Annotated in this window: 12 protein-coding genes; 1 reads left to right on the top strand and 11 read right to left on the bottom strand. The window is 66.2% G+C overall.

What is annotated here, in order from left to right; translation table 11 throughout:
• Positions 1 to 21: 21 nt before the first annotated feature.
• The 9 genes from BHK69_RS29670 to BHK69_RS29710 form a co-directional block, all read right to left on the bottom strand.
• Positions 22 to 996 (bottom strand): ABC transporter permease, encoded by a 975-nt coding sequence (locus tag BHK69_RS29670; RefSeq protein WP_069694086.1) that lies wholly within the window; start codon positions 994 to 996, stop codon positions 22 to 24.
• On the bottom strand, positions 993 to 1,946 hold the full coding sequence (locus tag BHK69_RS29675; RefSeq protein ID WP_069694087.1) for an ABC transporter permease: 954 nt from the start codon (positions 1,944 to 1,946) through the stop codon (positions 993 to 995). The genes BHK69_RS29670 and BHK69_RS29675 overlap by 4 nt, the downstream gene beginning before the upstream one ends.
• Positions 1,939 to 3,498, bottom strand: coding sequence for a sugar ABC transporter ATP-binding protein (locus tag BHK69_RS29680; protein ID WP_069694088.1), 1,560 nt, complete (start codon positions 3,496 to 3,498; stop codon positions 1,939 to 1,941). The genes BHK69_RS29675 and BHK69_RS29680 overlap by 8 nt, the downstream gene beginning before the upstream one ends.
• A complete protein-coding gene (locus BHK69_RS29685; protein WP_069694089.1) occupies positions 3,495 to 4,904 on the bottom strand; it encodes an FAD-linked oxidase C-terminal domain-containing protein in 1,410 nt (469 codons plus the stop codon). Before BHK69_RS29685 ends, BHK69_RS29680 begins: the two co-directional genes overlap by 4 nt.
• 95 nt (positions 4,905 to 4,999) lie before the next feature.
• A complete protein-coding gene (locus tag BHK69_RS29690) occupies positions 5,000 to 5,887 on the bottom strand; it encodes an intradiol ring-cleavage dioxygenase (protein WP_069694090.1) in 888 nt (295 codons plus the stop codon).
• A complete protein-coding gene (locus BHK69_RS29695; protein WP_069694091.1) occupies positions 5,874 to 6,803 on the bottom strand; it encodes an NAD(P)-dependent oxidoreductase in 930 nt (309 codons plus the stop codon). Before BHK69_RS29695 ends, BHK69_RS29690 begins: the two co-directional genes overlap by 14 nt.
• A gap of 10 nt (positions 6,804 to 6,813) precedes the next feature.
• Positions 6,814 to 8,175, bottom strand: coding sequence for an amidohydrolase family protein (locus tag BHK69_RS29700; RefSeq protein WP_069694092.1), 1,362 nt, complete (start codon positions 8,173 to 8,175; stop codon positions 6,814 to 6,816).
• Between the two features lie 4 nt (positions 8,176 to 8,179).
• Positions 8,180 to 9,265 carry a maleylacetate reductase gene (locus BHK69_RS29705; protein ID WP_069694093.1) on the bottom strand — a complete coding sequence of 362 codons (1,086 nt, stop codon included), beginning with the start codon at positions 9,263 to 9,265 and terminating at the stop codon, positions 8,180 to 8,182.
• 70 nt (positions 9,266 to 9,335) lie between these two features.
• Positions 9,336 to 9,677 carry a Dabb family protein gene (locus BHK69_RS29710; protein ID WP_069694094.1) on the bottom strand — a complete coding sequence of 114 codons (342 nt, stop codon included), beginning with the start codon at positions 9,675 to 9,677 and terminating at the stop codon, positions 9,336 to 9,338.
• A 110-nt stretch (positions 9,678 to 9,787) separates the two neighbouring features.
• Between BHK69_RS29710 and BHK69_RS29715 the strand changes: the two genes are divergently transcribed.
• Positions 9,788 to 10,702: a LysR family transcriptional regulator gene (locus BHK69_RS29715; RefSeq protein ID WP_069694095.1), complete on the top strand. Its 915-nt coding sequence runs from the start codon at positions 9,788 to 9,790 to the stop codon at positions 10,700 to 10,702.
• Positions 10,703 to 11,054: 352 nt separating this feature from the next.
• Here BHK69_RS29715 and BHK69_RS29720 read toward each other — a convergent pair whose 3' ends face one another.
• Both BHK69_RS29720 and BHK69_RS29725 read right to left on the bottom strand, forming a co-directional pair.
• Positions 11,055 to 12,263 (bottom strand): flavin-dependent oxidoreductase, encoded by a 1,209-nt coding sequence (locus BHK69_RS29720; RefSeq protein ID WP_069694096.1) that lies wholly within the window; start codon positions 12,261 to 12,263, stop codon positions 11,055 to 11,057.
• Between the two features lie 429 nt (positions 12,264 to 12,692).
• A complete protein-coding gene (locus BHK69_RS29725) occupies positions 12,693 to 13,163 on the bottom strand; it encodes a MarR family winged helix-turn-helix transcriptional regulator (RefSeq protein ID WP_069694097.1) in 471 nt (156 codons plus the stop codon).
• Between the last annotated feature and the right edge of the window lie 185 nt (positions 13,164 to 13,348).

Raw genomic sequence — 13,348 nt, forward strand, 5'->3', positions numbered from 1 at the left:
GGGGCTGGTTCGACTGCCCGTTCAGGTTCGGCGGCGGCCATACATGTCGAGCCAGACCGCGAGAACGACGATCACGCCCGTGACCAGCGGCTGCCAGTTCGCGTTCACCGCGAGCAGGTTCATGCCGTTGAGCACGAGCGTCAGGATCAGGGCGCCGACGAAGGTGCCGAAGACGGTGCCGACACCGCCGAAAAGCGAGGTTCCGCCGATCAAGACGGCAGCGATGGCCGGCAGCGTCATGGCCTCGCCGATGTCGCCCTCGGCCGAGTTGAGCCGGGCGAGGAAGACGATCGAGGCGATGCCGGCCATGGCGCCGGAGACGGTGTAGACGAGAATCAGGCGCACATTGACGGGAATGCCGGAGAGCCGCGCCGCGACCGGATTGGCGCCGATGGCGTAGATCTGCTGGCCCCAATTGGTGCGCTGCGCGAAGAACATGCCCACCGCAAGAAAGGTCACCATCAGGTAGACCGGGATCGGAACGCCCAGGAAATAGCCGCTGCCGATCTGCCGGAACCCCGGCGGGAAGCCATGGATCGTCTCGCCGGCCATGTAGTAATAGGTGACGCCGTGCAACACCCAGAGCATGCCGTAGGTGGCGATGAAGGACGGGATCCTGAGCTTCGTCACCATCAGCCCGTTGAAGAAGCCGACAAGGCTGCCGACGCCGAGGCCGACGAGCACGCCGAGCGCCGGCGAGCCGGTCGCCTTGATCGCGGTCGCGGCGAGGCAGGCCGAAATGCCGATATTGGCGCCGACCGATAAGTCGAGGCCGCCGGTCAGGATCACCAGGGTCAGCCCCGAGGCCAGGAAGAACAGGAGGCTCGCCTGCCTGAGCACATTGAGCAGGTTGTTCAGGTTCAGGAAGGATTCGGTCAGCAGCGCCAGCGCGATGCAGAGCAGGCCTGCCGCGAGCAGCCGGTAGAGCACCTGCACGACATCCTGCGAGAGATGGATGCGGCTCGCAGGCGCCAGGATGTTGTCGCTCGTGCTCATGATTTCTGGCTCCGCAGGCCGTCGATGAAGAGGGCGAAGATGACGAGGACGCCGATACAGGCGACCTGCACCGAGGATGGCACCGCCAGCAGGTTAAGGCCGTTGCGCATCACGCCGACCGTGACGACGCCGAGCAGCGTGCCGAGGATCCAGCCATTGCCGCGCTCGAAGGAGGTGCCTCCCAGCGCCACCGCCGCGATGGCGTCAAACTCCATGCCGATGGCGGCTGTCGGGTGGCCGGCATTCATGCGCGCCGTCATCAGCATGGCGGCGAAACCCGCCATGGCGCCGCCCAGCGCGTAGACCGCGATCAGCATGCGCGGCCAGCGAACGCCGGCAAGCGTCAGCGCGTCCCGGTTGCCGCCGAGTGCGAAGACATAGACGCCGAAGCGCGTGTGGTAGAGCAGGCCATGGAAGGCGAGATAGGTCGCCGCGCCGATGAGGATCGGCAGCGGCAGCCCGATCATCTCGCCCGAATAGACCGCGCGGACATGGCGGGGAATGCCGACCACGCTCTGGCCGTCGCTGACGATCAGCGCCAGCCCCTGGGCGACGCCGAGCGTGCCGAGCGTCGCAACAAAAGGCGGAATGCGCAGGAGCGCGACCAGCCAGCCATTCAGCACGCCGAAAGCGCCCCCGACCAGCATGGCGGCGGCGAGGCCGAGCAGCAGCGACTGGCTCGCCACGACGACCAGCGCGAAGACGATCGAGGCCAGCGTCAGGACGGCGCCCATCGAGAGGTCGATGCCCTCCGTCATGATGATCAACGTCATCGGCAGCGCCAGCAGCAGCAGGATCGTCGACTGCACCAGCACGTTGGAGAGGTTGGCCGTGCTGGCGAAGCGCGGGCTTGCAACCGCGAAGGCCACCAGCAAGACGACGAGGACGATGGCGACGCCGGGAATGCGCGAAAATTGCGCATGGGCCGGGGCAAGGACCTGCTCAGCCATGATGCATCCCCATCTTCACGATGTTTTCTTCGGAGAGTTGCTGGCGCGCGAGTTCGCCGACGATGCGGCCCTCGCGCATGACATAGGCCCGGTCGCAGACATGGACGATCTCGGCCTGCTCGGAGGAGATCATCAGAACGGCGGCGCCCTGCGCCACGAGCTGGTCGATCAGCGCAAAGATCTCGGATTTGGCGCCGACATCGATGCCGCGCGTCGGCTCGTCGAAGATGAAGAGCCGGGCTTCCGCCGCCAGCCATTTGCCGATCACGACCTTCTGCTGATTGCCGCCCGAGAGCAGTCCGACGGTCTGGTTCGGCGAGGGCGTTGCGATGCGCAGGCGGGCGATCAGTTCCTCGGCGGAGCGCTTCGCGCGGCCTGGCTTGAACAGCCCGTTCGGAAAGAGTCGGTCGAGGCCGGCGATGGCGAGATTGTCGCTGACGCTGCGGATCAGCGCGAGGCCCTCGCTCTTGCGGCTTTCCGGGATCAGCGCGATGCCCTGCGCAGCCGCGCGGTCAGGACCGCCGGTCCTGAGCTGGCCGAAGACGCGGATCTCGCCCGCCGTGACCGGATCGGCCCCGAAGATCGCACGGGCGACTTCCGTGCGGCCCGAACCGACCAGTCCGCACAGGCCGACGATCTCACCGGCCCGGACGACCAGATCGATATCCCTGATCCCGTTGGCGGCCGACAAGCCGGTCACTTCGAGCGCGATCTCGCCAGGCGTCTCGGCGAAATGGCGGGGATAGCTCATGTCGACGCTGCGGCCGACCATCATCCGCACGAGCTCGTCCGGCGTGGTCTCGCCGGGCAGGGCCTGGCCGGCATTGCGCCCGTCGCGCAGCACGGTGATGCGGTCGCCCAGCGCGAAGACCTCGGCCATGCGGTGCGAGATGTAGACGATGGCCACGCCCTGCGCCTGGAGCTGGCGCATCATGGCGAAAAGCCGCTCGGTTTCCCGGTCCGACAGCGCGGCCGTCGGCTCGTCCATCACCAGGATGCGTGCCTCCTGCGACAGGGCCTTGGCGATCTCGACCATCTGCTGCTGGGCGACGCCAAGGCTGTGGACAGGTGTCCTCGGGTCGATGTCGAAACCGATCCAGTCGAGGACGCGCTTCGCCTCGCGATAGGTGCGCTCGCGGTCGATGAAGCCCGGCACCCGCGCCTTGAACTCGCGCCCCAGGAAGATGTTCTGGGCGATGTCGAGATAGGGTACGAGCGAGAATTCCTGGAAGATGACGGCGATGCCAAGCTTGCGCGCATCGGCCGGCGAGGTGATCTCGACCTTCTCGCCCTTGTGGAAATATTCGCCCGCATCGGCCCTGTAGGCGCCGCACAGAACCTTCATCAGCGAGGATTTGCCGGCGCCGTTCTCGCCGAGCAGCATGTGGACCTCGCCCGGCCGCACCGCGAAGGAGACGTCGTCGAGCGCCTTCACGCCGGGAAACTGCTTTGAAATCCCCCGGAGTTCGAGCAGCGGCGCAGCCTCGCTGGGCGCGGCTTCGACGGCAGCCGACGGAACGGGCCGAATTCTGGGCTCGATGGCGGCGTTCATCGGCGGCTCCCCCCTTCGCCGGCATGCTGCCGGAAGATCTTGCCCGGGTTCATGATGTTGTGCGGGTCGAGCGCCTGCTTGATCGCGCGCATCGCATCGACCGCCTCGCCCAGTTCCTGTTCGAGGAAATCGATTTTCCCGACGCCGATGCCGTGCTCGCCCGTGCATGTGCCTTCGAGCGCGAGCGCCCGCTCGACGAGCCTGCCGTGGAACGCTTTCGCCCGCGCGATTTCCTCCGCATCGGCAGGGTCGATCAGGATGAGCAGATGGAAGTTGCCGTCGCCGACATGGCCGACGACCGGCGCGATGAGGCGGCTCTCCTCGATATCCCGCGCCGTCAGGCTCAGGCATTCGGTGAGACGCGAGATCGGCACGCAGACGTCCGTGACCATTGCGCGGGCGCCCGGACGAAGCCCGAGCCCGGCATAGAGCGTGTTGTCGCGGGCCTGCCAGAGCCTGCTGCGCTCCTCGGGCGTGGTCGCCCATGTAAAGCCGAGACCGCCCTGATCCGCCGCGACCGCCTGCGCAAGGCCGGCCTGCTCGGCAACGCCCGCCGGGCTGCCGTGGAACTCGAAGAAGAGGGTCGGGGCCTCGCGATGACCAAGCTTTGCAAAGGCGTTGACGCCCCGCATCATCATCGCGTCGAGCAGTTCGATGCGCGCCACCGGAATGCCCGACTGGATCACGCCGATCGCGGTGTCGACCGCTGCCTTCAGGTCAGGGAAGGCGCAGACGGCCGAGAAGATCGCTTCGGGCTGCGGATGCAGCTTCAGCGTGACCTCCGTGATCACGCCGAGCGTTCCTTCCGCGCCGACGAAGAGCCGAGTCAGGTCGTAACCGGCGGAGGATTTCCGCGCCCGGCGGGCGGTGCGGATGATCCGGCCATCGGCGAGCACGACCTCGAGCGCCAGCACATTGTCCTTCATCGTGCCGTAGCGGACGGCCATCGTCCCCGATGCCCGCGTCGACGCCATACCGCCGATCGAGGCGTCGGCGCCAGGATCGATCGGAAAGAACAGCCCGGTGTCGCGTAGCTGCGCGTTGAGCTGCTTGCGGGTGATGCCCGGCTGGACCCGGACATCCATGTCCTCGGCATTCAGGGCCAGCACGCGGTTCATCCGCGTCATGTCGAGGCAGAGGCCGCCGTCGAGCGCGGCTGCATTGCCTTCGAGCGAGGTTCCCGCTCCGAACGGGACGATCGGCATGCCGGTCTCGGCGCAAAGCCGGACGATGCGCCGGACCTCGTCCGCATCGTCGGGAAAGACCACGACATCGGGCGGACGCGGCGCATGATAGGCCTCGCTGCGCCCATGCCCGTCGAGGACGCCCGGCGCCCGCGTGGCGCGCTCGCCCACCATTCCGGTGAGCCGCGCCATGATTCCGTCGACGCTCGCATGCGCGGTCATCGTCCGTTCCTCCCCTGATTCGTTTCTTGGCGGGCCGGCTGATCCGGCCTTGTGCTGATTGGTCTTCTTGGGCCTCGTGGCCGCATTGTTTCGTGTCAGGCGGCGCGCGACGCTTTTCCCGTCTTCGGCTTCAGGCCGAAATCATAATGGAGCCGGGCATAAGGCCGATCGAGCATACGGCCATCAGGAGCCTCGCCGGCCGGGTGTTCGACGAAGTCGCGGATCAGCGAATCCTTCACCCCGAAAACGACATCGGAATCGAGGTACTGGTCGCCGGCGACGAAGACATGCGTCACCAGGCATTCGTGGCCAGGCGCATCGATCATGAAATGCACATGCGCCGGCCGCCAGGGATGGCGCCCTTGCGCCGCGAGCATCTGCCCGACCGGACCGTCATGGGGGATCGGGTAGGCCGCGGGTTTGATCGTCCAGAAATGGAACCCGCCCTCCGCGTCGGTGCGGAATCGTGCCCGCATGGCGAGGCCGCCGAGCGCGTCGAGCTGCTGCACGTCGTAATAGCCGTCATCGTCGGAATGCCAGACATCGACCGCCGCATTGACCAGCGGCTTGCCGTCGGACCCGCTGACCGAGCCCGAGACGAAGAGGGGCTCGCCCTTCATCCCCTCGGAAATATCGGCGCCGAGCGCGCGCTCCGGCGGCTCCTGGACGTAGAACGGCCCCAGCACCGTCGTCTCCGTGGCGCCCTCGGGCAGCCGGTGGTTGATCGCGTCGACCAGCATCGATACCCCGAGCGTATCGGAGAGCAGGATGAATTCCTGGCGCTTGTCGTCGCAGATGTGCCCCGTCCGGGTCAGGAACTCGATGCCCTGCTGCCATTCCTCCTGCGTCGGCTGGATCTCGCGGACGAAGGCGTGGAGATGGCGCACGAGCGCTTCGCTGATCTCGCGGATGCGCGGCTCCGTCGCGTTGCCGACGCGATCCAGCACGGCATCGGTAATGGTGAACTCGTCAAAGTTCCGCATCATGTCCTCCTGGCTTGTCTTCCCCGTCGGGCTCGCCCAGACCGGCGAGCCACTCGCTCAGCCGCACGGTGGAGATGAAATCATCCTCGCCGCAGCCCCGGCCGATGAGCGCGCCATAGGTCTCCCGCGTCAGGGCCGCGAGCGGCATCGCAACCGCGCTCGCATGCCCGGCGTCGATGATGAGGTCGAGATCCTTGGCCATCTGCCGGCAGGAGAAGGTCGGGCTGAAGTCCCGCTCGGCGAGATGGACGGCCTTGTACTTGACCATCGGCGAGGCGACGGCGCTCTCCGTCAGCACATCGAGGATGTCCTGCCAGCCGATCCTGCCCTTGCGGGCGAGAACGATGCTCTCGCCCATCATCGCCGCGGACACCGCGATCATCAGGTTGACCGCGAGCTTGGCGTAGCGCGCCTCCTCGGCCTCGCCGAGGTATTTCTGTGCGCGGGTGAAGGCGGCCGCGACCGGGCGCACCACCTCGAAAGCATCGGCGGGTCCGGAGACGAAACAGGTCAGGTTGCCGGTATGGGCGATCGAGGCATTGCCCGAGACGGGTAGCCGGAGATAGGCGACGCCGCGCGCCTGCGCAGCGTGCGCGACCTCGGCCGATATCTCGGGGCTGACGGTGCTCGTCTCGACCAGGATTGCGCCTGGGGCCATCGCCGCGAGCAGGCCATCCGCGCCGAGCGCCACGGCCTGCAGGGCGCGGTCGTCGGGCAGCGAGGTGAAAACGATATCACGTGACGCGGCAGCCGCCATCTCGGCTGCCTTCCTCACGCCGCCCGCCACGGCGGCATCCATCCGGCTGGCGTCGCGGTCATGGCCGGTGATGTCGTGGCCTGCCTCGGCGATACGGATCGCAATCGGCAATCCCATCTTTCCGAGGCCGATCCAGCCGATTGTCAGTGCTTGTGCCATGCCATTTTCCTCAAGCGGCGTTCTGCCGGAGCCCGAGATCGCGGACGATCCGGGCGCCCGAGGCGGCGAGTTCGGCGAGCTTTGCGTCGAGACCGGTCGCGTCGAGACGCCCGTCGCGCTTGCGGAACCGCCCCGCGATCATCACCGACTCGATATCGCCGCGGCCGGCCTGCATGACGACTGTGGCAACGGGATCGTGGACAGGCTGCAGATGCAGCGCTCGCGCATCGACCAGCACGATGTCCGCCTGCTTTCCGGGCGCGAGCGAGCCGATCCGATGCTCCAGCCCCAGCATCCGCGCGCCCTCGATCGTGATCCATGACAGCGCCTCGCGCACTGGGATCGACGATGTCGACGGAATCGCGCCCGTCTCCTGCCGGCTCCGGGCGTTGTCGAGCGCCCGCTGCGCCCCGAGCGCGACCCGCCCGACAGTCAGCATGTCGCCGGCGATGACCGATTCAAGGTCGACGCCCAGCGACGGCGCGGCGCCCAGCGCCCGCAGCCGGCCGGTGATCGGAAAACCGTGGCCCTGGCTCATCTCGTTCTCCGGCGCGGCCGAGAACGAGACGCCGAGCCGCACAAGCCGCTCAAACAGCACGTCCGGCAGGTCGTTGCCATGGACGATGTTGACGCCGGGGCCGACAAGACCGGCCTTGATCAGGGCCTCCCATCCGCCCGGCGTCCGAGCCGGCCCACCGCCCTGATGCATCGAGGCGACGAGCCCGAATTCGCGCGCCAGCCGGAAATCGGCGAGCGAAACGGGCAGCGTCGCGTAATGCGGGCCGAGGATGGCGAGGCCGAGGGTGAGCAAACCTTCGTCGGACGCGAACCGCCCGCGGCGCAACCGCTCGACCTCGGCGCGGGGATGCGGCACCTCGGAGAAATGCGGCGCGCCGGGTTTGGGGTCGGGCTTCGGCGAGCCGTGAAAGAAGGCCGCACGGATGCCGCTCTCGGCGAGGGCCTCGACGGCAGCATCGGTATGGTCGGGCGTCGGGTTGTTGTGGCACCAGTCGACCAGCGTCGTCGTGCCGGCGTCGATCTGCCCGAGCGCGCCGACCAGCGTCGCGATGCGGATATCGTCGGGCCGGAAGCGGGTCGCCAGGCCGGCATGGACCCAGCGGAAATATTCAAGCAGCGTCCAGTCGGCGGCAAGCCCGCGCAAACCCGTCTGCCAGCTGTGCATATGGGCGTTGACGAGCCCCGGGATCGCGATGCGGCCCCGCGCATCGACGCGTTCGGCGTCCGGCACATCGATCTGCGGGGCGATGGCCGCGATCTGTTCGCCCTCGATCAGGATGTCGCCCGAGAGCAAGTCGCCGGGGGCATCCATCGTGACGATCGTCGCGCCTGCGATGAGGGTTTGCCGCGTCATCGCCTCAGGCCGCCTTCGACACGGTTTCGGACAGCGGCGGCTCGCCGGCGTGAGCGCGCGCGAGCAGAGCGTGGATCGCGTCACGCTCGATCGGGCGCGGGTTCCAGTAGGGTTTTTCGACGGCGATGTCGGCGGCGCGATCGATGCCGTCCCCGGGCATGCCGATCTCCGCCAGCGCCTGCGGCACGCCGAGGCCACAGATGAGATCGAACAGGCCGTTTGCGGCATCCGCAGCGCCCAGCGCCCGCCGGATCGCAGCCATCGCCTCGGGCGCGGCCGCGGCGTTGTAGGCAACCGCATGCGGCAGCACGATCGTATGCGTCTCGGCGTGGGGCAGGTTGAACGAACCGCCGAGCACATGGCAGAGCTTGTGGTGCAGCGCCATGCCGGCGGAGCCGAGGCAACAGCCGCAGAGCCAGGCGCCATAAAGCGCCTGCGTCCGGGCTTCCACGTCCTGCGGATCGCGGATGATCGCAGGCAGCGCCACTGCCAACGCGCGAATCCCCTCCTCGGCCATCAGCGACACGATCGGGCTGCGATCCTGCGCATAGAGCGCCTCGACGGCGTGGGCGACCGCGTTGATGCCGGAGGTCGCGGACAGCGCGGCCGGCAGGGTCAGGGTGAGATCGACGTCGTAGATCACCGTCTCCGGCAGCACGTCCAGCGTGCGCACCGTCGTCTTGAGGCCATCCCTGGTCTCGCCGAGGATGGGGGTCATCTCGGAGCCGGCATAGGTCGTGGGGATACAGAGCTGATCGACGCCGGAGCGCAGCGCAAGCGCCTTTCCGAGCCCCGTCGTGGAACCGCCGCCCAGCGAGACGACGCAATCCGCGCCGCTCTCCGTCATGATGCTCAGCGCAGCCTCGGTGACATCAGCCGGCGTGTGCATCGTCGCGCCGGCATAGATCCCGCCGAACAGCCCGCCGAGCCCCGCCCCGAGGCGTCGGCCCTCGGCCTCCTGCTGCGGCGTGGTCAGCACCAGCGCGCGCTTTGCACCGAGGCGCTCGACTTCGGCTGCCGCGGCGGACAGCGTGCCGCGCCCGAACACGACGCGGACCGGCAGGGCGTCGTAAACGAAGGAGCCGATCATCCGAGCATTCCCTGATTTTCACGCATCTTGGCGCGGCGACGATACACTGTGTCCCGACGGGTCTCGCGCGCTATTCGCGGTCCTCATAGCGGTGCTCCGCAGCGTCGATCGGATAATCCACCTGGTGACGGTCGATCCTGAGATCGCCGAGCTCCCGGCGCACGCGCAGATGCTCGGGATGCGTCGCGTAGGACGTCAGATCCGACATGTTGGCGAATTCGGACACCAGCACGACGTCGCAGGCATAGTCGACATTGCTGACGTCGACCCCGACCTCGATATGGTTCAGACCGTCGATGAGGCCCTTGAGACCCTCAAACGCGGTCTTGACCTTAAGCCGCGCCGCCGCCCGCTCTTCGGGCGTGTCGCCGCGCAGCCGCCACATCACGATGTGCTTGACGGGTCCCGACATGATGTTCCCTCGCCTGCGTTTTTTCTTGTCTCGTTGCGAGCCAGTTTTGACTTGCGGAAATCGGAAATAAATACCTGAATCAGGAACTCTCTTTTCCTCTAGGTGGAAATATGGACCGGCTGACCCAGCTCGAAGTGTTCGTGAAAACGGCAGAGCTGAACAGCTTGTCGAAAGCCGCGGACACGCTGGGCATGTCGAACGCGGCGGCGAGCCGCCATCTCGCCGCGCTGGAGGAGCGGCTGGCGGCCCGGCTGATCGAGCGCAACACGCGCCGGCTCTGGCTCACGGAAGCCGGTCAGGAATTCCTGCAGCGCTGCGGCGCTCTACTCAACGAACTGGCCGAGGCGGAGGACGCGGTCAGCGAGCGCACCCTGTCGCCGAAAGGCCTGTTGCGGGTGACCAGCTCATTGTCCTTCGCGACGATCTACCTCGCCCCGATGCTGCCGGCCTTCCGCGCGCTCTATCCGAAGCTCAACGTCCAGATCACCGCGGCCAATCGATATCCCGACTTCATCGAGGCGGGCATCGACGTCGCGATCCGCACGCGCGAGCAGGAGCCGGATTCCAACATCATCGTGCGCCGGCTTGGCCAGATGCGCCGGGTTCTGGCGGCGTCGCCCGGTTATTTTTCGGCGCATGGCGTGCCGCAGAGTCCCGCCGAACTCGCGCGCCATGACATGCTCGTCTACAATCTCGCCAACGATCCCTATTCGCTTCACCTGCGGCGCGGCACCGTCGCCGAGACGATCCGCATCTCCGCGGCCCTCGACAGTAATGACGGCCAGGTCGTGCGGCAGGCGGCGCTGGCCGGGCTCGGCATTCTGATCCAGCCGCTCTACATCGTGCAGCCGGACATCGTGGCGGGTCGGCTCGTCCCGATCCTGATGGATTGGGAACTGCCGATGCTGACGATGAACATCGCCTATCAGAACCGCCTCAGGCTGCCGGCGAAGATTCGCGTCTTCTCCGATTTCCTGGTCGAGCACATCCGCCAAAAATCAGATGCCAACATCTGGATGGACTAAATAAACCCAGCGGCTCTCTAACTGAGGACTACGAGGCTTCCGGCTTGAGAGGCACGCGCGCGGGCACCCTAGCGTCTTGACGGCATGGTGCCGTCCTCTCCCAATAGCGCGCTCAGCGATCGAAACGGAACGGCCAACCGGTCGAAAGCGCTCGCCTGGATTCAACTGCCAACGATCCGCTCCGAGCATCGCTCTCGATTCCCCGTTCCCAATTGAGGATCTCTTGGGGCTTGAGCGCTCCAGAGGTGCGATCCCGCTCTGTGAGGCGCAGAGACTTGTCAAAATGAATGAGCCTCGACAACGCCCGTAACCGGTCGCAACCTGAGATGGCATGGCGTTGGACCAGCTTGCGCTAGACCGCCCTCTTCAGAAAGCCGGCAACTTGCCGGTAATTCGCTGCGACTTCCTCCAGTTCGGCGGCGGAGATCAGATCCTTGATCCGATCCTCCGGGCCCTTGACGCGAGCCGCTGCGATATCGAGCACGCGCTCGGGGCCAGAATTGCGGTTGTTGAGGACCACCTCGGTCGTGAGCGGCCGCCGGATGGCTTCATAGGTAAGAAGCCCTTTCGGCCCGGGCTGCGCGGCCAGTGAGTGGGCGAGAACCCGAGCGTCGATGATCGCCTGCGACGCACCGTTCGCGCCCATCGGGTACATCGGGTGCGCCGCATCGCCGAGCAACGTGACCCTCCCCTCTGTCCACCACGGCAACGGGTCGCGGTCGATCATCGGATACTGGGTGATCTTCTGAGTGTTCTTGAGTAACGCCGAAATGTCGAGGTCCGGCATCTGAAAGCCGGAGAATCCCGCGATGAAATCCCGGTCTCCTTCACGGGTCCAGTCGGCCTCCTCAGCCGCGCGTGGCCGGTCGTGGCGCACTTCGGCCACCCAGTTGATCAGAGCCTTGCCGTCGCGAGCGGCGCGCCCGCTGATCGGGTAACAGACGAATTTCACGTCGTGGTCGCCTGCGATGAACATGGTCCGCCCGTCGGCGAAGGGAGCCTGTAGATTGGCCCCGCGCCACATCATCGTCCCTTCGTAATGCGGAGGCGCTTCTTGCGGATGAAGCTGCCGGCGCACCATCGAACGGAAGCCATCGGCCCCGATAAGCAGATCGCACTCGTGGCGAGTGCCGTCGGCGAAATCCGTATGCACGCCCCGCTCGTCCTGCGTGAAGCTGGAAACCGCCTTACCGAGCACGACCGCATCTTGCCCCATCCGGGAGCGCACCGCCTCGAGCAGCAGGAATTGCAACTCGCCCCGGTGAACCGAATACTGCGGATATTCGAAGCCCGCCTCGACAGAACGAGGGTCTGACTGGATCAGATGGCCGAAGCGCGTGCGGTATTCGATCGCGCGGGTGCGGATCGCCATTTCGTCGAGAGCGGCGCCAACACCAAGCCCGTGCAACACGCCCGAAGCATGGGGCATGACGTTAATCCCAACGCCGAGAGGCTGCAGCCTCTCCACCGCTTCGTAGACTCGGACGTCATGCCCCTTCTCGTGCAGGCACAAGGCCGCTGCCAAACCGCCGATGCCGGCGCCCGAAATGGCGATCTTCATCGTCAAGTCTCCTTCAATGAGGTCTGTTTTTTTCTTGCCAGGCCGCGAGTTTCGGGCCGTGTCACGCGCTTGATCGCAGAGCCGCACTGCACGCCGGCAAATTGCTGGATGCGTGGCAGAGTCCCGCCGCGCGGCGGCCACGCTTCAACTTGGCGTCGCGTACTGTCAGCAGATCGAAGATGGCAATGCTAACGCTCGCTGCGATACCGAGCCTTGCGAAGCCCAGTGGACTTGCTTCTGCTTTATCGTGTCGCCGACACAATGAAGCAGATTTGAGTCTATGACACGCGCCGCTTGCCGATACCCGCCCTACCCGACCACCCGGGCATCACCACACCTTGAGAGCTTCAGGACATTTCCCCACTAATCTTCTTTCCGAAGATGGTAAGGCAGCCTGATCAAATTAGTCAATCGCCCTGACGAAACGCCTCATGGCATGAGGGTGTCAAAGGTCGATCCATACGCCGCCAGACCCTTCAACATCATGTTCATGCTCTCTTCGCCCAGTTCCGAGCGCATCTCACGCTCGGCGATGTCGACGGCGGCGCGGAAGTCTTCGAGCCACGCCAACCCAGCAGGCGTGAAGGCGACGATGCGGGCGCGACGGTCGCTCGGATCGGCGGCACGTGTGATCAGTCCCAGCGCAGCGCATTGGTCGACCAGCTCGCCCATCGCTTGCTTGCTCATCGAGGCCCGCCGAGCAAGTTCGGTAAGCCGCGTGCCATCCACGTCGAGATTGCGCGTGAGGCTGACATGCGCGATGCGCGTTTCGGCGTGCCCGCATTCCTTCATCAGATACAGAACGCGGGCCTCAAAGCGCCCGACGGCATTGTTCAGGAGTCGGCCGATATTGGCGTGACGCCAGGCACTTCGCGACGTCCTGCTATCTGGCTGGGCCATGCTGTGCGAATCGCTTTTCCAAGGTCGGGGCCGGATGGGAGATTCGGCGGAGCAACCATACCAGCCACGCCGGCCCGGCAAGAGAAGCGTTGAGGAGGTCGGGATAACGCCCTGGCGGCAAACCGATCGCAACGACGGGATCGTTGCCTAACCCATTGAGGAAGGTTCTGCGATACCCGGGCGAT

Source organism: Bosea vaviloviae, assembly GCF_001741865.1.
GTDB lineage: Bacteria > Pseudomonadota > Alphaproteobacteria > Rhizobiales > Beijerinckiaceae > Allobosea > Allobosea vaviloviae.